The sequence below is a fragment of the Burkholderia sp. PAMC 28687 genome (assembly GCF_001577465.1).
GTDB lineage: Bacteria > Pseudomonadota > Gammaproteobacteria > Burkholderiales > Burkholderiaceae > Caballeronia.
In genome coordinates this window covers 1513091-1535760 of sequence record NZ_CP014506.1, presented here as the reverse complement: position 1 = coordinate 1535760, position 22670 = coordinate 1513091, and the positions used below count along the sequence as shown (strand labels likewise).

Below are 22670 nucleotides of genomic sequence, written 5' to 3'. Positions count from 1 at the left end.
ACAACTATTCAGGAAAAAAATCAGTCGATGCTCGACCGTGCTTCTTTCACGCTCGCAACTGTCGTAACGAAACAATCCTCGCCCATTTCAGCCTTCAGGCGCCGCGTCACTCCGGCGCTTGCAGCGCTCAGTTGATCCCTGATCTGCACTGCTTCATGGGTCGGATAAAGAGCTGTTTCCCGTCCATCCGACTCCGTCAATCTCCGCTCGATCAACATGAGCTTCTGCAAACCGTCCAGCGTCCTGGTGGCCGTGGACCGGGATATGGCGAGTTCCGCGGCAAGCTCGCTTTGCACGATCCCTGGTTTGGCCAGCACCGCACGCAGCATGAATCCCTGTGGCGGAGTCAGGCCAAACGGTTTGTACGCAGCAGTCCATTCACGCTCGAGGGTTCGCGCAAGGGCCGTTGTGTTGAAGTAAATGCAGTGATCGAACATGGACACACGATAAATCAAAGTGATTCGCTATGCAACTAGTTTGAATGAGAAATATTGGACGTCAGCTTAAAGATATCGAGCCGTAAGCTATTTGATAGAAAGAGCGCCTTACCAAGTCTTCGCAAACGTTTCACAAAATATTCTTGAAGCGTCCGCACACTGGCGACCGCGATGAAAGGAGAACCGTCATCGCAGATATTCAAGTGCATCGAACAGGCGGAGACATCATGAGACGAATCGCGATACTCGCGTTGACTACGCTCGCCCTTGCGGCGTGCGGTCCGGATGACCACGAAAGTTTCAGCGCCACCCAGGCTGCGGCAAACCCGGCGCTGCCGGCGAGTGCAATCGAACCATTGGTGCAAGCCGCGCCTTCCGGCGAACTGGCGGCCAGCAGCGCCATTGCCGCCGCTCAGACGAGTCTTGCAGCAGACACGCAACAGGTCGCACCGGTCATGCATTCTCCACCCGACACAACGCAATGAACCATCACCATTCGATCGTTTCCTTCACGACCGAAGCCGTATCGCCGTCCCTTCAAAACACATTAAAAGGTGAAGCACGATGACATTGAACAGCCGTCGCCGTTTCCTGCAAACCGTCGCGACATCAGCCGGCGCTGCCGCTGCGTTGACCGTATTCCCCGAGTCGATCCGCAAGGCGCTGGCGATCCCCGCATCGCACCGTTCGGGATCGATCAACGACGTCGAGCACATTGTGGTGTTCATGCAGGAGAACCGCTCGTTCGATCACTACATGGGCCATATGCGCGGTGTTCGCGGCTATAACGACCGCTTCCCGATCCCGCTACCCAACGGCAAGCCGGTATGGTTCCAGCCGTCGCAGGAAGACGCAACGAAGCCCGTTCTGCCGTTCCATCTGAACACGCAGACCACCAGCGCGCAATGCGTGGGCGACCTGGATCATTCCTGGTACAAGACGCACGCCGCCATCGATGGCGGCCGCTACGATCAATGGCCCGCGAACAAGACCGACATGACGATGGGCTATCACCTGCGCAGCGACATTCCGTTTCACTACGCGCTCGCCGATGCGTTCACCGTCTGCGACGCCTACTTCTGCTCGCTGCCGGGCCCGACGCATCCGAACCGCTCGTACCTGATGACCGGTACGGTCGATCCGACCGGCACGCTCGGCGGTCCGCTGCTCGACAACAATGATTTTGTCGATGGCGACGGTCCTCCGCAATACCAGTTGCTCTCGTGGACCACGTATCCGGAGCGTCTGGAAGCTGCAGGCGTCTCGTGGCAGATCTACCAGCAGGGCCTGACCGGCGCTGATCCGCTCAACGGCAACTATGGCACGAACATCCTGCAGAACTTCACGAACATCATCAACGCGCCGCAGGGGTCTTCGCTGCAGCAGCGCGCAAATGCCGTGCGCACCCTCGACGACCTCAAGGCCGACGTCCTTGCGAACAAGCTGCCGCAAGTGTCGTGGCTGTGCCCGCCGGCCGCTTACTCCGAGCATCCGAAATACACGCCGGCTTACGGGGCCGAATACACGTCGCAGATCCTGGACGCGCTCACGGCGAATCCGGAAGTCTGGAGCAAGACTGTGTTGTTCATCATGTACGACGAGAACGACGGTTTCTTCGATCACGTCGTGCCGCCGCAACCGCCGACATCGCGTTCGCAAGGTTTGTCGACGGTGACGACCGACGGCGAGCTGCATACGGTCGTCAATCCGGGCCGTGGCGGCAGCTATACCGCCGATGGTCTCCCGTACGGACTAGGACCGCGCGTGCCGATGACGGTCGTATCACCGTGGACCAAGGGGGGCTTCGTGTGCTCGCAAGTATTCGATCACACGTCGGTGATCCGTTTTATCGAAACGCGTTTCGGCGTGATGGAGCCGAACATCACGCCGTGGCGCCGTGCGGTTTGCGGCGACCTGACCACGGCATTCGACTTCCGTACGCCCGACGCGCAGATGCCGACGCTGCCGGACACGAGCAACTACAAGACCATCGCCGATAACCAGTGCGCGACGCAGCCCGCACCCACGGTTCCGGCTGTGCCGGGCGTGATCGATCCGCAGGAACCCGGTACGCGTTTCGCCCGTGCGTTGCCTTATGAGTTGCACGTGAACAGTCAGGTCGATGCAGACCGCAAGCAGTTCGCGCTGCATTTCGCCAATACGGGTTCGCAAGGCGCGCACTTCTACGTGTACTCCGCGAACCGCACCGATGGCCCGTGGCGCTATACGGTCGAGGCCGGCAAGACATTGCGTGAAACTTTCGATCTCAGCATGACTGCGGGCGTCTATGCATTCACGGTGTACGGACCCAACGGTTTCGTGCGCGAGTTCGCGGGCAATGCAGCGCAGTCGAAGGGCGGCGGTTTGTTCAACAAACCGGCTCATCCGGAAGTCGTCGCGCAGTACGACGTGGCGAACGGCAACGTGTTCCTGAAGTTCTCGAGCAAGGGGGGAGGCTTGGCGAAGTTATCGGTGATCGATAACGCCTACGGCGCGCAACCGCGACATGTGATCGTGCCGCCGCTCGGTTCGATCGAAGAGCCGTGGATTCTAGCGGCAAGCCATCACTGGTACGACCTGAGCATCACCAGTAACGACGACGCTTCGTTCGTGCGCCGTCTTGCCGGGCACGTCGAGAACGGCCGCACGAGTATCAGCGATCCGGCGGCGGTCGCGCCGGTGACCACGTTCGTCTGAGATTGCAATGCAATATTGATGTGGACGGCAAACCCTTAAGCCATTTATTGTTTGTCTCATGAACTCGCATCTCTTCGCCCTTACGACCGCGATCACCACGACCACCTGCACAGGCGGGTCGTCTGAAGGTCGCGCGTATTAAAGCTTGAATGTGCGATTCCAGAAGGCCCCGCCGGAAACGGTCGGGGCCTTTTGCGTTGTGCGGCCCTTCGCCCCTCCGTTCCGGTTTCAAGGATCAACCACGAAACGGAGTGCGTCATGAACGATATGGATCATCGTCAATTGGGTAGCAAGCTGGATCTTTTCCATCAACAGGACGAAGGGCCCGGCATGGTGTTCTGGCATCCACGCGGGTGGGCGTTGTATCGCGTGATAGAGGATTACATGCGGCGTCGAATGCGTAGCGCGGGGTTTCGCGAAGTGCGCACGCCACAACTCCTCGCGCGTTCGCTCTGGGAGCGCAGCGGCCATTGGGACAAATTCAAGTCGGGCATGTACTCGCTCAGCGACGCCGAAGCGCACCGCGCGTATTGTCTTAAGCCCATGAGCTGTCCCTGTCATGTGCAGATTTTCAACCAGCGTATTCGCTCTTACCGGGATCTGCCGATTCGATACAGCGAGTTCGGCGCATGTCATCGCGACGAACCGTCCGGTTCGCTCGAAGGCCTGAAGCGCACGCGCGCCTTTACGCAGGACGACGCGCACGTCTTCTGCGCCGAGGATCAGATAGAAGCCGAAGTACGAAGGTTCTGCGATCTGCTTCGTGTGGTCTACGCGGATCTCGGCTTCTCCACGTTCAACGTCATGCTCGCAACGCGGCCCGAGCAGCGCGCGGGCGCGGATGACGTCTGGGATCGCGCGGAAGCATCGCTTGCAAAGGCCGCGGCTGCCGCCGGCCTGGACTTCGAGCTACGTCCAGGCGAGGGCGCTTTCTACGGTCCGAAGCTCGAGTTCCATCTTGTCGACAGTCGTGGCCGCAACTGGCAATGCGGCACGATCCAGCTTGATTTCGTGCTGCCCGATCGACTCGATGCGAACTTCGTGAATGACCACGATGAATACATACGTCCAGTGATGATTCACCACGCGGTGCTCGGCAGCATGGAGCGGTTCATCGCGATGCTGCTTGAACATCACGAAGGCTGGTTGCCGCTGTGGCTCGCGCCGGATCAGGTCGCGGTGGCGACGGTTTCAGATGCCAGCATCGCATACGGTCAGCGGGTGACGAACGCGCTGGAGGACGCGGGCCTGCGAGTCATGTTCGATGACAGGCCCGAGCGGCTCGAACGGAAGGTCGTCGATGCACGCGAGCAGCGCGTCCCGGTTTTTCTGACGGTAGGCAAGCGCGATGAGCAAGCTGAGACGGTATCGCTGCGATTCAGGGATGGCACACAAAACACGCTATTGATGAGCGACGGTGTTGAACGCCTGCGTGAATTGGCGCGCGTGCCGACTGTGGAACGAAGGTTGCGCATGTGATGCAGGAGCTTGCAATCAAAGACCTGCCGGAGAGACGTCATGAGCATTTTTACCAACATCCTCAACAAGATATTTCCGCAAGATCATCCGGCGAATACAGCGTCGGCGGGTGCGACCGCGCCCGCTGCGCCGCCATCGCCGAATGCTGATCCCTCAAGCGGATCGACCGTCGCGGCGAGCAACGTCCAGCCTCCGGTTGCCGCGCTGCCGCCGGTCGATGTCGAAGCCGTACTGATCGAGCGGCAAGGGGGCGTCAACACGCAATTGAACTGGCGTTCATCGATTGTGGATTTGCTGAAGCTGCTCGATCTGGACAGTTCGCTGGATGCCCGCAAGGAACTCGCCGCCGAACTCAACTATCCAGGAAGCACCGAAGACAGTGCTGCGATGAATATATGGTTGCACAAACAAGTCATGCAGAAGCTTGCAGACAACGGCGGTCAGATCCCGGCGGATCTGAAAAGCTGAAAAGATTTGATGTCATCGCATCATGAATCCGCAGCGCAAATGCACGAACAGGAGACAGGAGACAAATATGGTCAGGAAAAACGGCATGGACCCGGTCGAGCTGGGCATCGCGTTGATCGAGGAGCAGTTGCTCGCGCTCGTGCTGTATGCGAGCACGGTGGGAAGCTGGATCGACAAGGACAAGACGCCTCCGGATCTCGCTGCGGCCAACACCTTGCTCAGGCGCAAGCGTTCACGTTCCGAGCCGCAGACGCACATGGAAGACGGTACGCCCGGTGTTGAAGGTGAGGCGCTGGGCGTGGCCCAATCGTGGGCGGCGTTCCATCAGGACCCGCAACGCTTGTCCGTGGTGCTGCGGGTAGCGGGCACGAACGCAATTCTCGCGGTAGCCGATTTTTTCGAAGCGCACGACTTCTCCGAACTTAGAACGCCTGAAGTCCAGTTCCTGATGCGCCTTCGGGATGCCGCCACCAGCGGCAACACGTTTCGCATCGAGTCGGGCGAACGCATTCCGGTTGCATCGTTCAACGGTCTGGCGATCACGGACAAGCTGAACGGCTCGCCGCTGTTCGACGACGGCGTAACACCCGGCTTCGTCGAGTTCGGCGACATCGCCGCGCTGTTGCGTTATCTCGTCGATCACCTCCGTGGCGCACAAACCCTGATCAGCGACGGCGACGCCGGCTGATTCCACGCATCACACGGGCTTGCACTCCGATGCGGCCCGTTTTCCGCTACATTCCCCGCCGCTCAGTCCCTCCATTCCCCCAAGGGTTTCCCCTCATTAATTCCCGCTTGACCAGTTCAATATGTCGCCTTAAATTCCGTACATGTTCCTACATGTACTTTTTAAAGGTGCAGGAAAGGAACAAGTCGCCGCGACTTGCGGCCTGCTTATTCATCGTCTCATTTCACGTCGCCCGCCATGAACATCCGCATTCCGGCCGCACTGGTCCTGATCTGTCTCGCCCCGGCGGCGAAGGCGCAATCGAGCGTCACGTTGTATGGCATCGTCGATGAGTTCGTGCAGGTGGTGAACACGGGCAGCGGTTATACGGGCGCGGTCGGTTCGTCGGGACAATGGGCGAGCCGCGTCGGCTTGCGCGGCACCGAGGACATTGGCGGCGGCAACCACATCAATTTCGATTTGCAGAATGGTTTCAATCCGAACGATGGCACCTTCGCATCGCCGGGAAGCATGTTCAACCGGCAGGCGTGGGTGGGCATTTCAGGCGGATGGGGTGAGGTGCGCGCGGGCCGCCAGAACTCGCCGATCTTCAACGATCAAGGCGGTCTCGACGCATTCGGCGCGGCCACGCAGGCATCCGGCTTCAGCAACTTGATGACGTTCACGGTGCGCACGAGCAATACGGTGTCGTACACGTCGCCGGTGATGGGCGGCCTGCAATTCAGCCTCTATTCGGGTTTTGGCGATGCCGGCGGCGTGCGCTCCGCAGGCTCCAGTTACCAGGCCGACGTGACTTACACGCACGGTCCGGTCGGCGCGGTTTTCGCGGCGCAGGCGGTCAAGAGCGCGGACGGCACCGCGACCGACAGAACCGAGGAAGCGGGTCTTTCGTATCAAATCGGCAAGACCACGCTGTTCGCCGGATGGAGCGGCTCGAAGTGGCGCGACATCAACCTTGACGTGAATGTTTATGGCGCATCGGCGCTCTATCAGTTCACGCCTTCGAGTGCATTGGCCGCGGGCTACACCTATCTCCACGATGAAACCGGGCAGGGCAATAACGCCAGCCAGATCTCGGCGCTCTATACGTATTCGCTGTCGAAGCGGACCAACATCTACAGCGCGTTGTCGTTCCTGCAAAACCGCGGGCAGGCGGCGTACCGGCTGGCGGGTTCGGCAAATGCCGGCTTGCCGCTTGCGTACAACGGCGCCGACGCGCGTGGCTTCCAGTTGGGCATCGTGCAACGATTTTAAGAAAAACATGTGCATACTTGTGCTTTTGCAGGGACCGGACGGTCCGGTTCCTGATGAGCACAGGGGTGGCAAATGGCAAAACGAGCAGTAAAAGCGGCGGAGGTCGGGCGTTCGAAGGCGCATATGGTCGCCGCCACGATCGAGCAGGAGATTTTGACGGGACGCCTGCCTTACGGGCAGCAACTGGAAAGCGAGAACGAACTGGTCGAGCGGTTCGCGGTCAGTCGCAACACGGTTCGCAAGGGACTCGATCTCCTGACCAATGGCGGATTGATTACACGCAAGGGCGGTATCGGTTCATTCGTGACGTTCAACGGGCAGAACATCGACGGCACGCTCGGCTGGACCACCGCGATAGAAAAAGCAGGCGGCGCGCAAACGCGTTTGCTGCAGATCGCGCTGGTTGAAGACGAGACGCTCGCGCAGGAACTGAAGCTCGAGCGCAGCACGTTTGTCGCCATCGACCGGATGCGGGTGATGGGCGCCGAAGGGCAATGTATTTCGCTGGAACGCAGCCGTCTGCCTTTCAACGATGACCTCGCGGCGCTGCCGCTTGAAGGTCTCGTGGGCGGGTCGCTGAACCGGACGCTGATCGAGCATGGCATGGTGCCGCATCACGGCGAGCAGTGGGCGGAAGTCACTGGCCTGGAAGCTGCCGATGCACGCCTGCTCAAGCGTCGCGCGGGCACATCGTTCCTGCGTTCGCGGCGGCTCACGCGTGATCGGGAGGACCGCATTATCGAGTATGTCGTGAGCTTGCTGGACCCGGCTTTTTTTGCACTACACCTGGAATTCTGATGTCTTCGTCTTTGCATTCGACTCACCCCACATTGACCGATCGCGCCCGGGGCGCGTTCTATGGACTGGCATTGGGCGACGCGTTCGGCATGCCGACGCAATCGCTCAGCCGCGAACGGATCGTCGAGCAGTTCGGCCGTATCGACAAGCTTGAGAGCGCGTTTCCCGATCAGCCGATCGCACCGGACATGCCGGCGGGTTCGATCACCGACGACACCGAGCAGGCCATTCTCGTTGCGCATCTTCTCGCCGATAACAACGGCACGATCGAACCCCTCGCGTTCGCGCACGCCTTGATTGAATGGGAAGCGTCGATGAAGGCGCGCGGTTCGCTGGACCTGCTCGGGCCATCGACGAAACAGGCTATCGAACGCATCACCGCGGGTGAAGATCCGTTGCGCACGGGACGTTTTGGCACCACGAACGGCGCGGCCATGCGCGTGACGCCGGTCGGCATCGCGTTCGATCTGCGCCGGCAGGAACGGTTTATCGATGCAGTCGTGCAGTCTTGCGTCGTCACGCATAACACCACGCTTGGCATATCGAGCGCGGCGGCGGTGGCGGCGGCGGTATCGGCCGGGCTCAACGGCGCGAGCTTGAGCGAAGCGCTGGAAGCCGGCATCGCAATGGCGCAAGCCGCCGAAACGCGCGGCTTCTGGGTTGCGGGCGGACGCATTGCGCCGCGCATTCGCCAGGCGCGCGAACTGATGCATCGAAGCGCAGAAGATGAAGTCGTCAATGTGCTGTACGACGTGATCGGCACGTCGGTGGCATCGCAGGAATCGGTGGTCGCGACGTTCGCGCTCGCCTTCGATGCCGAGCGGCGCGGCAACAGCATCGAATCATCGTTGGGCAGGGCGGCGAGCCTCGGTGGCGACACCGACACCATCGCGGCCATGCTCGGCGCAATCCTCGGAGCGTGTGCGGGTTATGACGCGTTGCCGGCGAGTTGTATCGATACCGTCAGGCGTGTGAACACGCTCGATCTCGAACCGCTTGTCGAGCGCTTGCTTGGACTGCGCGCCGCGACTGCCTGACGCGCTTTACCGCCTTTTACGTAGTTCCCTTTAATCTGGAGATCGGACTCAGATGGCTTCGTCACGCACGTCAAACAGCGCTCGCAAAGTCGAGACGCGCGGTATCGAACCCGTACCGGAAAGCGAATGTCATGGACATCCGCTGCAGCTTTTCTGGGTCTGGTTTGCCGCCAACATCAGTATCCTCGGGCTGCCGCTCGGTGCCACGCTCGTCGCATTCCAGCATCTCGCGATCTGGCAGGCGGCGTTGGTCGCGATCGTGGGCGCCGCGGGATCGTTTGCAATCGTCGGTGTCATTTCGATAGCCGGACGGCGCGGACATGCTCCCAGCTTGACGCTCTCACGCGCCATATTCGGTGTGCGCGGCAACATCGGGCCGACCATCGTGTCACTGCTTTCGCGGCTCGGCTGGGAAACCGTCAACACCACGACCGCGGCTTATGTATTGTTGTCGCTTGCGACCATCGTGTTCGGCACGCCTGCCGAAGCGAAGGACGCGCCCGTGCTGACGCTCGTGTTCATCGCGGTGTTCGTGGTGATGACGATGATCGTGTCGGGGCTCGGCCACGCGACGCTGCTCGTGATCCAGAAGTGGTCAACGTATGTGTTCGGCGTGCTCAACCTGCTGGTCGCGGGGTTTTTGGTGACGGCCATCGACTGGCATGCGGTGTTCAATGCAGCGCCTGCGCCATTGAGCGCGGTGATCATCGGCATTGGCACGATTGCAGCGGGAACGGGTATTGGCTGGGCCAACGCCGGCGCCGACATGTCACGCTATCAGGCGCCGAAAGTGAAGGGGCCGGCGCTGGTGGCATCGGCGGCATTTGGCGCCGGCATTCCGCTGATCCTGCTCGTCACGCTCGGCGCGTTGCTCTCGGTGGGTAACGACCATCTCGCATCGGCGACCGATCCTATCGCCGCGATCCGCGAAATGTTGCCCACGTGGATGGCGATTCCGTATCTCATCACAGCATTCGGCGGCTTGCTGCTTTCCAACTACTTGTCCGTGTATTCGGCCGGCTTGACGACGCTCACGCTTGGCTTGAAAGTGAAGCGCGTGCAAGCCGTGGTGGTCGATGTCGTCGTGATCTTCGCCGGCTCGATCTACTTCATGTTGATCGCGGGAAGCTTCTACGGTCCGTTCATCGGCTTCATCTCGTTGCTCGCGGTGCCTATCACGGCATGGGTCGGTATCTTTGTGGTGGACCTGATTCATCGTCAGGAATACTCGCCCAAGGATCTGCTCGATGTCTCGCCGCGCAGCGCGTACTGGTACAAAGGCGGTATCGAATGGCGTGCATTCGGCGCCTGGGCACTCGCAATCGTGCTCGGTTTTTGCTTCCTCTCGACGGGCGCTTATCACGGCGTGTTCTCGGGTTCGTGGTTCGGACGTAACGGCCTTGGATGGATCGTGACGTTCGTGGTGGCAGCCGGTGTGTATGCATTGTTGGGCGGCGCACGCGGTTCGGCCAAACGTTGGAAAACAGCATGACGCAAACAGATTCACAGCAGATATCCAGGTTGATTCATACGGGTCAGGTGATCGTCGATCTCGTCATGCAGATCGACGCGCTCCCCGCGCCCGGCGGCGATGTGCTCACGCGCGACGCGAGCTTCGAGGTCGGCGGCGGTTTCAACGTCATGGCCGCTGCGCGGCGCAACGGCATGCACGTGGTCTATCCGGGCGGTCATGGACGCGGCCGCTTCGGTGCGCTCGCCCGTGAAGCGCTCGTGCGCGAGGGCGTAGAGGTTGCGGGTCCGGAAGTGGCTGATCAGGACACGGGCATTTGCGTGGCGATCGTCGATGCATCCGCCGAGCGCACGTTCGTCTCGCACATGGGCGCGGAAAGCGTGCTCGAGCGTGACGTGCTGGACGGCCTCGCGGTGAATGCGCACGACATAGTCTATGTGAGCGGTTACAGCCTGATGCTCGCCGACAAAGGCGCGGTTCTGATCGACTGGCTGGAACAGTTGCCTGCCGGGACGCGCGTTGCATTCGATCCGGGTCCGCTGGTCGGCGCTATCGATCCTGCGTTGCTCAATCGCATGCTGGGCGTTGTATCGATATGGACGAGCAACCGCGAGGAAGCGTTGCGCTTTGCGCAGACCGATAGCTTCGATACCGCCTTCGATACGATCATCTCGCGTCTAGCGCCGGGTGCGCTCGCAATCGTTCGCGATGGCAAGCGCGGCTGTGAATTGCGCGTTGGCGAAAGCCTCACGTACGTGCCGGGATTCGAAGTCAAGGCCGTCGACAGCAACGGTGCCGGCGATGCCCACGCCGGCGTATTCCTGGCCGTGCTGGCCACTGGCGCGAATGCGGAAACGGCCGCACGCCGTGCAAACGCAGCGGCTGCGATTGCGGTGACGCGGCATGGCCCGGCGACATCGCCGGACGCGGCCGGGATCGATGCGTTCATGGCGTCGCACGAATAGCGCTGTCCGCATGGAAGCACACGCCCGGTTCTGCGCAATCGGGCAAGCGCGTATATGCTGGGTTCCCCTCGATATCCACGTCGATACGCACGGAGAACCGCATGACCGCATCCATCGCCCAGCAGATCGTTCTGGCCGCTCGCCCGACAGGCGGCCGCGCACAGCTCACGGATTTCCGCCTCGAAGATGTGCCCATGCCCGTGCCGCAAGAGGGGCAGGTGCTGTTGCGCGTCGATTACTTGTCGCTCGATCCGTACATGCGCGGGCGCATGAACGACGCGCGCTCGTACGCGAAACCCGTGCAGATCGGCGAGCCGATGACGGGCGAAAGCGTGGCGACGGTCATCGAATCGAAGGATGCAGCGCTGCCGGCCGGCGCGCACGTTCTGGTGACGGCGGGCTGGGTTTCACATGCCGTAGCCGATGCAAAAAACCTCGCCGCGCTTCCCGCCGATGGCATTCCCGCCCGCGCCTATCTCGGTGTGCTCGGCATGCCGGGCTTCACCGCGTACTCGGGCATGGCCGCGATCGGCAAGCCGAAGAGCGGCGAGACCGTGGTGGTCGGCGCGGCGAGTGGACCGGTTGGATCGCTCGTGGGGCAACTCGCGAAGCTGGTGGGTGCGCGCGTGGTCGGCATTGCGGGCGGCGCGAAAAAATGCGCGTATGTGGTCCAGCAACTGGGCTTCGATGCCGCCATCGATCACCGTGCGCCTGACTTCGCCGATCAACTGGCGAACGCGTGTCCGAGCGGTATCGATGTCTATTTCGAGAACATCGGCGGCGCGGTCTGGAAGGCCGTTTTGCCTTTACTCAATCAATATGGGCGGGTTCCGGTGTGCGGGCTGATGGCGCAGACGTCGGGGAAGAATGACGGCGTGGACGATGGACTCGCCACCACCATGCGCGCGATCCTGACGCGCAGTCTGACTGTGCGCGGGTATATCAATTACGAGTTTTTGGCTGAGTATCGCCAGGCGTTCCTGAAGGACGTTGGTGGATATCTGCGCGACGGCAAGATCAAACATCAGGAAGATGTCACGGACGGGCTCGCGAACGCGCCGCAAGCTTTCCTCGATATGATCGATGGACGCAATTTCGGGAAGGTGCTGGTGCGGGTGGGTGACGAGGAGTGAAAGGGGCAGGTGTACACACGTAGATTTACAATCCATCAGTTGTGAGATCGAGTACATACTTGTGCACACAAAGGATCGATCATGCCAACCACGAGAGTTTTTCGAAACGGAAATTCGTCGCTGTCGCACTTGACGTGATTCTCGTGACTAATAAGGCGCGCGACTTCGCGCACTATCCCGGCGTGCGGATTGAGAACTGGGTAAACGGTTAGCTCTTCCTCAATCCCCGGGATTCACCCGCGAAGTCATGACGTGGTCCGCCCACTTCCCGTCGATCTTCAGATACGCCTTCGCCAGCCCTTCGTGTTCGAACCCGAGCCGGGCGAGCAATCGTCCGCTGCGCTCGTTCTCCGGCCGATAACTCGCCATCACCCGATGCAGCTTGTAAGCATCGAACACGAAGTCAAGCGCGACACCGAGCGCTTCATGCATCAACCCGCGCCCTTCGTAACGCTGATCGATTGAATACCCGAGATTGCACGCCTGAAACGGACCGCGAACGATGTTCGTAAAGTGGCAATCGCCAATCAGCGCGTTATCCGCTGCGTCCGCTGCATTCGAAAAAATCAGCAGATGCAGCGCCGTGCCCTCGGCCATGGCGTGTTCCATCTGCATCGCCCGCTCGTTCGCGGCTTGCGTCGAATAAAAACAGGCGTCGCGCGAAGGCTCCCAGGGTTCGAGATGCGTGCGATTCGTCACGCGGTACGCAAGCATGGCTTCGGCTTGTTGCAGGTCGGCGCGTCGCAGAACGACGCGCTTCGCGGCAAGACCATCCGGTGGAAATGCGGGAACTGCTTTGCTTTTGAAATCAAATGACATTGCGGAGCTATGAATAAACACAGAGTGCGGAGCAGCACCGCATCAATATGAAGAAACGATAAATCTGATTGATTCGGCAGTTTTAACCGCGCATGAATGTGTCTATTACGCAATCGCACTGCACGAAAGGCTAGTAAAAGATAGGTGAAAACCCTTATAATGCCCGAAGTTGATGAATCTAGGAACTTTGGAAATGTCCCGCCGCTTTGCCATCCTCGAGCGCGTTGCTTTCGCGCTCTTCACCATGTCCGCCGTCGCGGACGCGACGTTTATCAGTTACGAGAAGAGCGAGAACTTCCGTGACAATATCCATGAGATCGTGCGTGTAAGTAAGCAAGTGTCGTTGATGTATCCGGCAACCGGCAACGATCCGTGGATGCCGCTGGCTTCGGGCTGAAACTTTACAGCTTGTCTTTGAACGCCTGTTCCACGAAGTCCAGAAACACCCGGACGCGCGGCGACATATGCCGGCGATTCGCAAACACCGCATACAACTCGATTTCATCGCAGTGATAGGGCGCGAGGCACTCCACCAGCCGCCCTTCACGCAAGTCATCTTCTATATCCCATAGCGCCTTCAACGCGAGGCCGCGCCCCTTGAGCGCCCAGTCGTGCAGGACTTCGCCGCTTGCCGTCGATAAAGTCCCGCGTACCTGAACGTCCCGGCGCCGCCCGTCCTCTTGAAACACCCATCTGTCGAACACGCGTTGGCCGCGAACCAACCGGATGCAATCATGCCCGGCGAGGTCGGCGGGCGTATGCGGTGTGCCGCACCGCGCCAGATACTCAGGCGCGGCGCAAACGATTCGCCGGCTCGACAGCAAACGCTTCGCGACGACGCCCGTATCCGGCGGCAAACCGATACGCAAGGCTACATCGAGATTGTCATCGATCACGTCCAGGCCAATATCCGATAACACCAGCCGTACTTCGACTTCAGGGTAGTGGTCGGAGAACGCTTCGATCAGCGGCGCGATTTGCTTGCGCCCGATCTCGGAAGGCGCGCCAATACACACCAGACCTTGCGGCACGCGCGCCTGCGCGCTGATCTCGGCTTCGGCGTCATCGACGGCTTGAAGGATGGCGAGCGCGCGCTCGTGAAACAACGCGCCTTCGACGGTCAACTCGAAGCGCCGGGACGTCCGCGTGACAAGCCGCACGCCCAGCCGCTTTTCGAGTGCGGCGAGGCGCCGGCTCATGGCGGCAGCCGATCCGTCGGTCTGGCGTGCCGCCGCCGACAAGCTACCTGCATCGACCATTTGCGCGAAGACCCGCAGGTCGTTGATTTCATCTGGCATTGAGACGCTCATCTTTCCACTTGACGCAACGATTCTATGCGAGCAAGTACCTTCTCGCGATACCGGGACAAGTGAATAATGCGTTCATTGCAATGGAGAAATCATCATGAAAGCACTGCGTTTGAATCAGCACGGCGATCCGGGCATCCTGGTCATCGAGGATCTGCCGTCACCGCGGGCTTCGGCGGGTGAAGCGGTCGTGCGTGTGCTCGCGGCATCGATCAATCCGAGCGACGTGAAGAACGTCGAGGGGCGCATGAGCCAGACCACCTTGCCGCGTACGCCGGGGCGTGACTATTCGGGCGTGGTGACTGACGGTCCGGCCGAATGGCTTGGCGAAGAAGTGTGGGGATCGGGCGGAGACGTCGGCTTTACACGTGACGGCACGCACGCCGAGGAGCTGGTCGTACCGGTCGCCAGTTTGCATCGCAAGCCGGCTAATTTGAGTCATGAAGAGGCATCGGCGATAGGCGTGAACTTCATCACCGCGTGGTGCGCCGTGGTCGAGGCCGCGCAACTGCAGGCGGGGGAAAGCATCGTGATCGTCGGCGTCGGCGGCGTGGGCGGAGCGGCGGCGCAGATCGCGAAACGGATCGGCGCGAAGGTCATTGGCGTGGCGCGCGGCGCGAATGCGCCCGGTCCGTACGTGGACGCGATGGTCGATTCGAAAGCGCCCGGTTTCATCGATGAAATCCGCTCGCTCACTGACGGCGGCGCGGCCGTCGTGTTCGATACCGTCGGCGGTTCCATGTTCGAAACAGCCGTGCACATGCTTGGATTGCGTGGGCGGCTGGTGGAGATATCGGCGACGGATCGGCGCGAAGTCACGTTCAACCTCGCCGATTTTTATCACAACGAAAGCCGTCTGTCAGGCGTCGATACACTCAAGCGCGACCTGATCGCGGCGGGCGCGATGCTCGAAGCGCTGCGTGCGGGATTCGAGGACGGCAGCTACAAGGCGCCTGTCATTGCGCAGACGTTTGCACTCGAAGACGCACAGGCCGCTTATCGTGCGGTGGCGGCGGGGACGAAAGGCCGCGTGGTGCTCACGCCATCGAAATGACCACGCGCTGGCGGCTCCAGCCGCAGTCGGTCCTGTTTGCCATCTATTTAGGCGCACTGGCCGCGTTGCCGCCCATTTCCATCGATATGGCGCTTCCCGCGCTCGTCGATATAGCCGGTTCCCTGCATGCGAGCGCAAGTCAGGCGGGGCTCACGCTGAGCCTTTTCATGGCGGGTTTTGCATTGGGGCCGATCGTCTACGGTCCTCTCTGCGATGCCCGAGGCCGCAAGCCCACGCTTCTTCTCGGCCTGGCCTTGTTCACGCTGGGCGGAATCGGATCGGCGGTCGCGCCTGGCATAAGCATTTTGCTGGGCGCGCGATTGATCCAGGGGATCGGGGCGGGTGCGGGCATGACGGTGGCGCTTGCCATCGTGCGCGATCTCTTCGAAGGCAACGCCATGCAGCATCGTCTTGCGGCCATCACGGTCGTCGCGAACGTTGCGCCGATTGTCGCGCCATCTGTCGGCGTCGCATTGCTTGCCGCGATCGAATGGCGCGGGATTTACGGCGTCATGGCGGTGTGCGGTTTCCTGGCGGCGATCGTGACGTGGACCGGCCTCGTTGAATCTGCGCCGCGACGCAGCCGGGACGTCGCGATCGCCGGGCTGCGTGAGCAGTATCGGCGCGTGCTGACGCATCGCTTGGTCATCGGCAATATTCTGATCAATGGTTTCGGATTCGGCTGGATGTTCGCTTACGTGGCGGGTTCGCCGTTGGTGCTGCTGCATGTCCTGCACGTCAGGCCGGTGATCTATGCCGCCATGTTCGCCATGACCGGCCTCGGCATTGTCGCCGGCGCGACAATCAATGGCGTGCTGGCATCGCGCGGAGTCGGGGCACGCCGCGTTCTGGCGGTTGCGATCTGCGTGACACTGGCCGCGACCCTCGGCCTGATCGCAATGAACGTGCTGCATCTCGCGACCTTGCTCACGATCATGCCGTTGCTCGTGGCATGTACGTTCTGCTTCGGACTGGCCGCGCCCAGCGCGACGCGCGGTGCGCTCGACCCCATGCCCGAGCTCGCAGGCGTGGCGGGCGGCCTGTTGACATCGGTGCAGATGCTCTGCGGCGCGGCATCGAGTTCGGTGGTTGCGTTGTTGTTCTCGACATCCGGCCCCCAGGCGATGAGCGGCGTCATGTTCGCGTGCGCGCTGCTTGGCGCAATCACATGGATCTGGGTCGGCAAAAAGGGACACAGTGAAGTGCGTCGGGCTGCCGCGTAAATCGCGACAGCTTCCAAGCTCACATCGAAGATTTCTTTGATTCCGTGTCAACACACTCGGCGATGAGGCGTTAAACATGTAATCGCGACACGCAAGCCGCGACACTGTTAAACAACCACGAAGGGTCTTACCGCCATGAAAAAGCAACTCGTTGCTGCATCGCTCGCCGCCTTGTTTTCCGCTGCTGTGTTCGCACAAGCTTCGGCTCCTGCTGTAGCGCCCGCAGCTCCGGCTGCAACCACGGCAGATGCTGCGCAACCCGCGAGCGCACACAAGGCCAAGAAGCATCATCACAAGAAGCACCACAAGAACACGACTGCAGCTTCGGCGATCCCTTCGTCGGCAGCAAAGCCCTAAGTTTGGGGAGCAGTAAAAGCCCGGTCTGACCGTCGCGCCGTCTCAAGAAAAGTACCTTTATCGAGGTATCGGACGGCGTAACGAGGGGCTTTGAGTTGGCGGCTCGAATGCGCATCATTGCGTGTTCGAGCCGTTTTTCGTTGGGCTTTCACGGTTGGTAAATCGTAAAGCAGGATCGGCTGATGTGTCGTTCTGGAAAGCGATCCGCCGAGGCCTTTCCCATGCTCGGGTCCCGCGACGTGTATCATCCACACCACGCGGCTTTTTGCGCCGCCGTTCCTTCATTGCGCTGCTTGCCGTGTTATCGCCAGGATATCGCGCCCGCCGCTTCACGCGCGCTTGAACCGAACGCGCAACCTTCAGCTCTTTTCCGTACAGATGGCACTCTCCGAACTCAAACGGCGCCGCACGTTCGCGGTCATTTCCCACCCTGACGCGGGCAAAACCACGCTGACCGAAAAGCTCTTGCTGTTTTCGGGTGCGATCCAGATTGCCGGCACGGTGAAGGGCCGCAAGAGCAACCGATACGCAACGTCCGACTGGATGGAAATCGAAAAGCAACGCGGCATTTCCGTTGCCAGTTCCGTCATGCAGTTCGAATATGGCGATTGCGTCATCAACCTGCTCGATACCCCCGGCCACGAAGACTTCTCCGAAGATACGTATCGCGTCCTGACGGCCGTCGACGCCGCCGTGATGGTGATCGATGGCGCGAACGGCGTCGAAGCCCAGACGCTCAAGTTGCTCGAAGTGTGCCGCAGCCGCCGCACGCCGATCCTTACGTTCATCAACAAGATGGACCGTGAAGTACGCCAGCCGCTCGAATTGCTCGATGAAATCGAGCAGCATCTCGGCGTCGCCGCCGTGCCGTTCACCTGGCCTATCGGCATGGGCAAGGAATTCCAGGGCGTCTATGACATTGAGCATGATCAGGTGCGCGTGTTTCGTGCAGGGCAGGACACGGCCGGCGGCGCGGTAGAAACCGTGCACGCCCTCGACGATGCCGACGGCGAACGCCGTTTTGGTCCGAGCTGGGCGCGTGCGAAAGAAGAGATCGATCTGATCACGGGTGCTACGCCCGCGTTCGATCGCGCAAAGTTCCTGGCCGGCGAGCAGTCACCGGTGCTGTTCGGATCGGCGATCAACAACTTCGGAGTGAAGGAAATTCTCGACGCGCTGGTCGAGCTGGCGCCGCCGCCTGCCATGCGGATGTCGGTGCAGCGTCCGGTGTTGCCCGAGGAGCCGCGTTTTACAGGCGTGGTGTTCAAGGTGCAGGCGAATATGGACCCGGCGCATCGTGACCGCGTGGCGTTCATCCGCGTGTGTTCCGGGTATTTCGAGCGTGGCATGGCGCTGAAAGTGACGCGCTCGGGCAAGACGTTTCGCGCGAGCAACGTGGTGACGTTCCTCGCGCAGCGCCGCGAGACGGTGAGCGAGGCCTATCCTGGCGATATCATCGGCATTCCGAACCATGGCACGCTGAGTCTCGGCGATACCCTGACCGAAGGCGAGATGCTGCAGTTCGTCGGATTGCCGTTCTTTGCGCCGGAAATTTTCCAGACGGTGGAAGTCGTCGACCCGATTCGCGCGAAGCAGTTGGGTGAAGCGCTGCGGCAACTCGGCGACGAAGGTGCGATCCAGGTGTTCCGTCCTGTGCTGGGCGGCTCGACCATTCTGGGCGCGGTCGGGCAGTTGCAGTTCGAGGTCGTGGCGCATCGATTGTCCGCGGAATACAAGGTCGATGTGCGGATCATGCCGGCGCGGTATCGCATGTCACGATGGGTGACGTGCGACGACGCGGCGGAGCTGCGCCGTTTCACCGATGCCTACGCGGCGCGAATCGCGCTGGATGCATCGAATGCGCCGACGTATCTCGCTTCACATGTTTCGGAAATCGATGTCGCGCAGAAGGCCTGGCCGAAGATCGTCTTCAACGAGCTGCGGGAGCATTCGGGCGCTCCGTTTCAAAAGACGATCTGAGGCTGGCGAGTGTGCTCTCGGACGGATCTCGCCTTTGAGCACTCGATATCAAATGAACGCAGGCGCGGCGCACACTGTCGCACGCGCCGCGCCTCGTCCATCACAAGCGATCAATACGTCAGGCCAAATCCAAACGGATACAACGGGTGCGCAGTGTCGTGCGGAAGATCTTCCAGTTGCACGGCCACCTCGGCCATCGACGAAGGCAACTCAAACGGCAGTTTCCCTTGAGGCTTGCCTTTACCCGTCAGCACATCGAACAGTGCCGTGTCGCTCGCGCCGAAATTCGCGAGGATGGCAGTCGCCTTTCCCTGGACATTGGTCAGGATCGCCGGGCGATCCATGTAGACCGACACGATCGACTTCGGAGCACTGGCGGCCTGCTTGATCGCCTCGTAGTCCGGATTGCCGTCGACGAACGCAAGGCTGCCTTCATGCTGCATTGCGCCGAATACGTAGTTCGGATGAAGTGTCTCGTACGGTGTGCTCACACGCAGGATCGCCACGTCCGCAGCTTGCGGCGTGTCGACGACCTGATACCCATATTTCCGCGCAACGGCAGGGTCGATGCCGTACAGCCAGACTTTCTTGCTGGTGTCCGCCATTGGCAGCAGCTTGTCGTTGTTTTGCAGCAGCACCATCGACCGGCGTTGTGCATCGAGCGCCTGGGCCTGGAAGTCAGCGTTGCCCACTATGCCGCTCGCAGCCGTGGCATCGACGTACGGTTGATCGAACAGCCCTTGCTGGAATTTTTGCAGAAGCACGCGGTAGGCTGAATCGGCGAGACGCGCTTCAGTCAGCAAGCCCTGGTTGACGGCCTGAATGATGAAACTCGGGTCGTCTTCCCCGCCGAATTGATCGATGCCCGCGTTGACCGCTTTTACAAAACGCTGCAGACGGGCCGCGTTTTCCATTCCCCACGGCATGCCCAGTCCGACAAAAGACGGTGCGCCGGAAGAGGCGCCGTTCATGCAGTTCGCGTCGCAATCGGAAGCAATGAGCCAGTCCGATACGATCACACCCTTGAAGTTGTACTTGCCCCGCAGCAGGTCCGTCAAAAGCGCTTTGTCGTAAGCGGCTCCGACCTGTTCGAGCGCAATTCCGTCGACCGTCACCGGTCCGTCAGGTTCGGAATAAGTCGGCATCACGGAGCCCACATTGGCGGCGAATGCACCTTCGAACGGCTTCAGATGGTAAGCGTAGTTGTTGCCCGGATAAGTCGCATAGCGGCCGTAGTAGTTGTGGCTGTCGAACCCGGACTTCTGCGCGCCATAGCCGGCCCAATGCTTCACCACGGCAATGACACTGTTCGCCTGAATGCCGTTGCTGCCGCCCTGGAAGCCTTCAATATAAGCCTGCACCTGGGCGCGCGTCAGGTCGGCGTCTTCGCCGAAGGTCCCGTTGATCCGGGCCCAGCGCGGCTCGGTGGCCAGATCGGCTTGCGGTGAAAGCGCTTCGGTAATGCCCACTGCGCGATATTCCTGGCGCGCGATGTCGCCGAACTTGCGCGTAAGCGCAGCATCGCCGATGGCGCCAAAACCGAGTGTTTCGGGCCACTTCGAAAACCCGCTGTCGCCTGCGCTCGCACCGAGCACGTACTGGAAGTGATTGCGCGGGTCCGAGCTGATCGACACGGGAATACCGAGCCGGGATTGCTCGGCCAGCGCCTGGATCTGGTTGTACTGGTCGGCCATCGTTTTTGCATCGCCGCTCATGCGCGTGATGTAGGTGCTGATGTTGCGGCTGTTGATCTGAGTCTTCAACGTGGCCATGTCGTAGGCCGTGCCCGTGCCCGCACCGGTGGTGTCGTTCAACACCGGTGCCGTGCCGTGCATCATCAAGCCGGCTTTCTCGGCGAGCGTCAGGCGACTCACGAGGTCGCGCGCGCGGACGTCGGCACTCAACCGCCAGTCTTCGTACGGTTCGAGCTGGCCGCTCTTGTCCATGTCCTTGAATGTCAGGCCGTCCCTGGAAATCAGCTTTAAAGTCGTCTGGCTGAAATCCGGTTGCGCGACCGGGGTGTTAGCGGGGTCATCGCTGCCGCAGGCGAACAGGCCAAGCGCGAGCGTCATGCTCGACGCCGTCAACGCTGACCTGTGAAAAACAGACCGTGGGTAAAAGCTCATTCGTGTCTCCTGAAATCGGGTTTTTTTGGCTTCTGTCGAACGACCTTACAAGAAGGTGTTCGACACTTTACCGACCCATTTCAATCGACGTTTTACCGCTGGGTGCATCGTTTATCTTTGAGGAGCGCAGCGTGCAAGCGGGCGTAACTTTTCCGATTCCGGGCGGCTGCCAGCGCACCACTTGCATGTGGACCCACATTCCTGGCTGCTTTGCGGGCACTGCAGCAAGCTATGGGAATTCCTGATGGCGTCGGCAGCGATCTCTGCGCACTATTACGAAGTGAAAGCCAGCATCGAGCCTATGTCATCCAGAACGTCATCGCACTTCAGCGACCACACTCGCACCGTTTCCAATCGCATCGCCGTGTTTGCAATGGACGCCGCCGGGCGTGCCGGCGTGTCGCCGCAATCGTTCACCACCCGCACCGGGATCAGCGCGCAGGAACTGGTCGACAGAACCGGCCGCATCGATGCCGCGCGGCACAGGCGGGTCGTCGAACTGATGGCTTATGTTGGCGCTGCTTCGCGCGTGATGCCGGACAGGCCGCATATGTTGTTTCCGGATTTTCCCGTGCTGGGCAACCTGTGCCTCAACGCCCGGACATTGCGCGAAGCGCTGGAGTCGTATCAGACGTTCCGTCCGCTCATCGGCGAGTTTGATTTTCTTGGGCACAGGGAAACACCGGACCACATGCAGTTCGAATACATCGCGGAGTTCGCGCCGGGCAGCGGTTTCCAGGCGCTCTCCAACTTCCAGGTACTCGCCAGCCTGATTCGGGCTTACGACGTGTCGGAGCAAACGGTGTTTCACGTTTCGCTCATGGGACCCGCGCTCCCGGGAACGAACGATACCGGCGAGTTCTTCGGCGCAGCCGTGAGGTATCACGCCGATGCAAACCGGCTGCAGTTCTCAAGCGCTCTGCTTGACGTGCCGCTCATCCATTACAACGTCACGCTGGCGCCCTTTCTGCGAGAGCAGGCTCAGCATGAACTGCTGCGCGTTCAAAGAGGGCATCGATTCTCATACAGCGTCGAGCATCTGATCAGCGAAATCATCAAGGACCCGGACGACGAAGGACATACATCGTCGTCATTGCTTGAGCAAACATGCCAGCGTCTGAACACCTCGCGCTGGACATTGCACCGCCGGTTGCAATCCGAAGGATTGCATTTCACCGAACTCGAATCGCGTGTCAGGTCCAAAGAAGCGTGCCGACTGCTCAGTGAGACCGCCTTGAGTCTCGGACAGATCAGCGAGCAACTCGGCTTTTCGTCGCAGAGCGCTTTCACCCGGTTTTTCCGCACACGGCACGATGTGCCGCCACTGGCGTTTCGCCAGCGTGTCCAGTTGGGCTAATAACCTGCGACGGCTCCTGC

At 60.7% G+C, this 22670-nt stretch carries 21 protein-coding genes; 17 read left to right on the top strand and 4 right to left on the bottom strand.

The window, feature by feature from the left end:
- Nucleotides 1–20: 20 nt before the first annotated feature.
- Nucleotides 21–437 carry a MarR family winged helix-turn-helix transcriptional regulator gene (locus AX768_RS22185; protein WP_062002135.1) on the bottom strand — a complete coding sequence of 139 codons (417 nt, stop codon included), beginning with the start codon at nucleotides 435–437 and terminating at the stop codon, nucleotides 21–23.
- A 227-nt stretch (nucleotides 438–664) separates the two neighbouring features.
- On the opposite strand from AX768_RS22185, the gene AX768_RS22180 reads away from it, so the two are divergent.
- The 11 genes from AX768_RS22180 (at nucleotide 665) to AX768_RS22130 (ending at nucleotide 12427) form a co-directional block, all read left to right on the top strand.
- Nucleotides 665–922 (top strand): hypothetical protein, encoded by a 258-nt coding sequence (locus AX768_RS22180; protein WP_062002134.1) that lies wholly within the window; start codon nucleotides 665–667, stop codon nucleotides 920–922.
- Nucleotides 923–1001: 79 nt separating this feature from the next.
- Nucleotides 1002–3134, top strand: coding sequence for a phosphocholine-specific phospholipase C (locus tag AX768_RS22175; RefSeq protein ID WP_062002133.1), 2133 nt, complete (start codon nucleotides 1002–1004; stop codon nucleotides 3132–3134).
- A gap of 258 nt (nucleotides 3135–3392) precedes the next feature.
- On the top strand, nucleotides 3393–4613 hold the full coding sequence (gene thrS / locus AX768_RS22170; protein WP_062002132.1) for a threonine--tRNA ligase: 1221 nt from the start codon (nucleotides 3393–3395) through the stop codon (nucleotides 4611–4613).
- Between the two features lie 39 nt (nucleotides 4614–4652).
- Nucleotides 4653–5081: a DUF3597 domain-containing protein gene (locus AX768_RS22165; protein WP_062002131.1), complete on the top strand. Its 429-nt coding sequence runs from the start codon at nucleotides 4653–4655 to the stop codon at nucleotides 5079–5081.
- 67 nt (nucleotides 5082–5148) lie between these two features.
- The gene (locus tag AX768_RS22160; protein WP_062002425.1) at nucleotides 5149–5769 is read left to right on the top strand and encodes a hypothetical protein; all 621 of its coding nucleotides are present in this window, start codon (nucleotides 5149–5151) and stop codon (nucleotides 5767–5769) included.
- 237 nt (nucleotides 5770–6006) lie between these two features.
- On the top strand, nucleotides 6007–7023 hold the full coding sequence (locus AX768_RS22155) for a porin (protein WP_062002130.1): 1017 nt from the start codon (nucleotides 6007–6009) through the stop codon (nucleotides 7021–7023).
- A gap of 72 nt (nucleotides 7024–7095) precedes the next feature.
- Nucleotides 7096–7821 carry a GntR family transcriptional regulator gene (locus tag AX768_RS22150; protein WP_062002129.1) on the top strand — a complete coding sequence of 242 codons (726 nt, stop codon included), beginning with the start codon at nucleotides 7096–7098 and terminating at the stop codon, nucleotides 7819–7821.
- Nucleotides 7821–8858 carry an ADP-ribosylglycohydrolase family protein gene (locus tag AX768_RS22145; RefSeq protein ID WP_062002128.1) on the top strand — a complete coding sequence of 346 codons (1038 nt, stop codon included), beginning with the start codon at nucleotides 7821–7823 and terminating at the stop codon, nucleotides 8856–8858. Before AX768_RS22150 ends, AX768_RS22145 begins: the two co-directional genes overlap by 1 nt.
- A 52-nt stretch (nucleotides 8859–8910) precedes the next feature.
- Nucleotides 8911–10350: a purine-cytosine permease family protein gene (locus AX768_RS22140; RefSeq protein ID WP_062002127.1), complete on the top strand. Its 1440-nt coding sequence runs from the start codon at nucleotides 8911–8913 to the stop codon at nucleotides 10348–10350.
- Nucleotides 10347–11294: a PfkB family carbohydrate kinase gene (locus tag AX768_RS22135; protein ID WP_197672669.1), complete on the top strand. Its 948-nt coding sequence runs from the start codon at nucleotides 10347–10349 to the stop codon at nucleotides 11292–11294. Before AX768_RS22140 ends, AX768_RS22135 begins: the two co-directional genes overlap by 4 nt.
- 101 nt (nucleotides 11295–11395) lie before the next feature.
- On the top strand, nucleotides 11396–12427 hold the full coding sequence (locus tag AX768_RS22130) for an NADP-dependent oxidoreductase (protein ID WP_062002126.1): 1032 nt from the start codon (nucleotides 11396–11398) through the stop codon (nucleotides 12425–12427).
- A gap of 219 nt (nucleotides 12428–12646) precedes the next feature.
- On the opposite strand, the gene AX768_RS22125 is transcribed toward AX768_RS22130, so the two are convergent.
- Nucleotides 12647–13246, bottom strand: a complete 600-nt coding sequence (locus AX768_RS22125; protein ID WP_062002125.1) for a GNAT family N-acetyltransferase — start codon at nucleotides 13244–13246, stop codon at nucleotides 12647–12649.
- A gap of 193 nt (nucleotides 13247–13439) precedes the next feature.
- Here AX768_RS22125 and AX768_RS22120 point away from each other — a divergent pair, with 193 nt between their 5' ends.
- Nucleotides 13440–13643 (top strand): hypothetical protein, encoded by a 204-nt coding sequence (locus AX768_RS22120; RefSeq protein WP_062002124.1) that lies wholly within the window; start codon nucleotides 13440–13442, stop codon nucleotides 13641–13643.
- Between the two features lie 4 nt (nucleotides 13644–13647).
- On the opposite strand, the gene AX768_RS22115 is transcribed toward AX768_RS22120, so the two are convergent.
- Entirely contained in the window at nucleotides 13648–14544 is an 897-nt protein-coding gene (locus AX768_RS22115; protein ID WP_062002123.1) for a LysR family transcriptional regulator, read from the bottom strand.
- 106 nt (nucleotides 14545–14650) lie between these two features.
- On the opposite strand from AX768_RS22115, the gene AX768_RS22110 reads away from it, so the two are divergent.
- The 4 genes from AX768_RS22110 (at nucleotide 14651) to AX768_RS22095 (ending at nucleotide 19167) form a co-directional block, all read left to right on the top strand.
- A complete protein-coding gene (locus AX768_RS22110) occupies nucleotides 14651–15607 on the top strand; it encodes a quinone oxidoreductase family protein (RefSeq protein WP_062002122.1) in 957 nt (318 codons plus the stop codon).
- Nucleotides 15604–16830: a multidrug effflux MFS transporter gene (locus AX768_RS22105; RefSeq protein WP_062002121.1), complete on the top strand. Its 1227-nt coding sequence runs from the start codon at nucleotides 15604–15606 to the stop codon at nucleotides 16828–16830. The genes AX768_RS22110 and AX768_RS22105 overlap by 4 nt, the downstream gene beginning before the upstream one ends.
- A 135-nt stretch (nucleotides 16831–16965) precedes the next feature.
- The gene (locus AX768_RS22100) at nucleotides 16966–17187 is read left to right on the top strand and encodes a hypothetical protein (RefSeq protein ID WP_062002120.1); all 222 of its coding nucleotides are present in this window, start codon (nucleotides 16966–16968) and stop codon (nucleotides 17185–17187) included.
- A gap of 378 nt (nucleotides 17188–17565) precedes the next feature.
- Complete coding sequence (locus AX768_RS22095) at nucleotides 17566–19167, top strand: peptide chain release factor 3 (RefSeq protein WP_062002423.1); 1602 nt, start codon at nucleotides 17566–17568, stop codon at nucleotides 19165–19167.
- Between the two features lie 110 nt (nucleotides 19168–19277).
- Here AX768_RS22095 and AX768_RS22090 read toward each other — a convergent pair whose 3' ends face one another.
- On the bottom strand, nucleotides 19278–21293 hold the full coding sequence (locus AX768_RS22090; protein WP_062002119.1) for a glycoside hydrolase family 3 protein: 2016 nt from the start codon (nucleotides 21291–21293) through the stop codon (nucleotides 19278–19280).
- 301 nt (nucleotides 21294–21594) lie between these two features.
- Between AX768_RS22090 and AX768_RS22085 the strand changes: the two genes are divergently transcribed.
- Nucleotides 21595–22650 carry a helix-turn-helix transcriptional regulator gene (locus AX768_RS22085; protein WP_172811999.1) on the top strand — a complete coding sequence of 352 codons (1056 nt, stop codon included), beginning with the start codon at nucleotides 21595–21597 and terminating at the stop codon, nucleotides 22648–22650.
- Nucleotides 22651–22670: the final 20 nt, after the last annotated feature.

Bases quoted from the DNA above. Each gene is read 5' to 3' on its own strand.
- AX768_RS22125 (WP_062002125.1), bottom strand. From the start codon at position 13,246: ATGTCATTTGATTTCAAAAGCAAAGCAGTTCCCGCATTTCCACCGGAT.
- AX768_RS22090 (WP_062002119.1), bottom strand. From the start codon at position 21,293: ATGAGCTTTTACCCACGGTCTGTTTTTCACAGGTCAGCGTTGACGGCG.
- AX768_RS22155 (WP_062002130.1), top strand. From the start codon at position 6,007: ATGAACATCCGCATTCCGGCCGCACTGGTCCTGATCTGTCTCGCCCCG.
- AX768_RS22150 (WP_062002129.1), top strand. From the start codon at position 7,096: ATGGCAAAACGAGCAGTAAAAGCGGCGGAGGTCGGGCGTTCGAAGGCG.
- AX768_RS22180 (WP_062002134.1), top strand. From the start codon at position 665: ATGAGACGAATCGCGATACTCGCGTTGACTACGCTCGCCCTTGCGGCG.
- thrS (WP_062002132.1), top strand. From the start codon at position 3,393: ATGAACGATATGGATCATCGTCAATTGGGTAGCAAGCTGGATCTTTTC.
- AX768_RS22185 (WP_062002135.1), bottom strand. From the start codon at position 437: ATGTTCGATCACTGCATTTACTTCAACACAACGGCCCTTGCGCGAACC.
- AX768_RS22120 (WP_062002124.1), top strand. From the start codon at position 13,440: ATGTCCCGCCGCTTTGCCATCCTCGAGCGCGTTGCTTTCGCGCTCTTC.
- AX768_RS22145 (WP_062002128.1), top strand. From the start codon at position 7,821: ATGTCTTCGTCTTTGCATTCGACTCACCCCACATTGACCGATCGCGCC.
- AX768_RS22175 (WP_062002133.1), top strand. From the start codon at position 1,002: ATGACATTGAACAGCCGTCGCCGTTTCCTGCAAACCGTCGCGACATCA.
- AX768_RS22085 (WP_172811999.1), top strand. From the start codon at position 21,595: ATGTCATCCAGAACGTCATCGCACTTCAGCGACCACACTCGCACCGTT.
- AX768_RS22140 (WP_062002127.1), top strand. From the start codon at position 8,911: ATGGCTTCGTCACGCACGTCAAACAGCGCTCGCAAAGTCGAGACGCGC.
- AX768_RS22165 (WP_062002131.1), top strand. From the start codon at position 4,653: ATGAGCATTTTTACCAACATCCTCAACAAGATATTTCCGCAAGATCAT.
- AX768_RS22115 (WP_062002123.1), bottom strand. From the start codon at position 14,544: ATGCCAGATGAAATCAACGACCTGCGGGTCTTCGCGCAAATGGTCGAT.
- AX768_RS22105 (WP_062002121.1), top strand. From the start codon at position 15,604: ATGACCACGCGCTGGCGGCTCCAGCCGCAGTCGGTCCTGTTTGCCATC.
- AX768_RS22095 (WP_062002423.1), top strand. From the start codon at position 17,566: ATGGCACTCTCCGAACTCAAACGGCGCCGCACGTTCGCGGTCATTTCC.
- AX768_RS22160 (WP_062002425.1), top strand. From the start codon at position 5,149: ATGGTCAGGAAAAACGGCATGGACCCGGTCGAGCTGGGCATCGCGTTG.
- AX768_RS22130 (WP_062002126.1), top strand. From the start codon at position 11,396: ATGACCGCATCCATCGCCCAGCAGATCGTTCTGGCCGCTCGCCCGACA.
- AX768_RS22135 (WP_197672669.1), top strand. From the start codon at position 10,347: ATGACGCAAACAGATTCACAGCAGATATCCAGGTTGATTCATACGGGT.
- AX768_RS22100 (WP_062002120.1), top strand. From the start codon at position 16,966: ATGAAAAAGCAACTCGTTGCTGCATCGCTCGCCGCCTTGTTTTCCGCT.
- AX768_RS22110 (WP_062002122.1), top strand. From the start codon at position 14,651: ATGAAAGCACTGCGTTTGAATCAGCACGGCGATCCGGGCATCCTGGTC.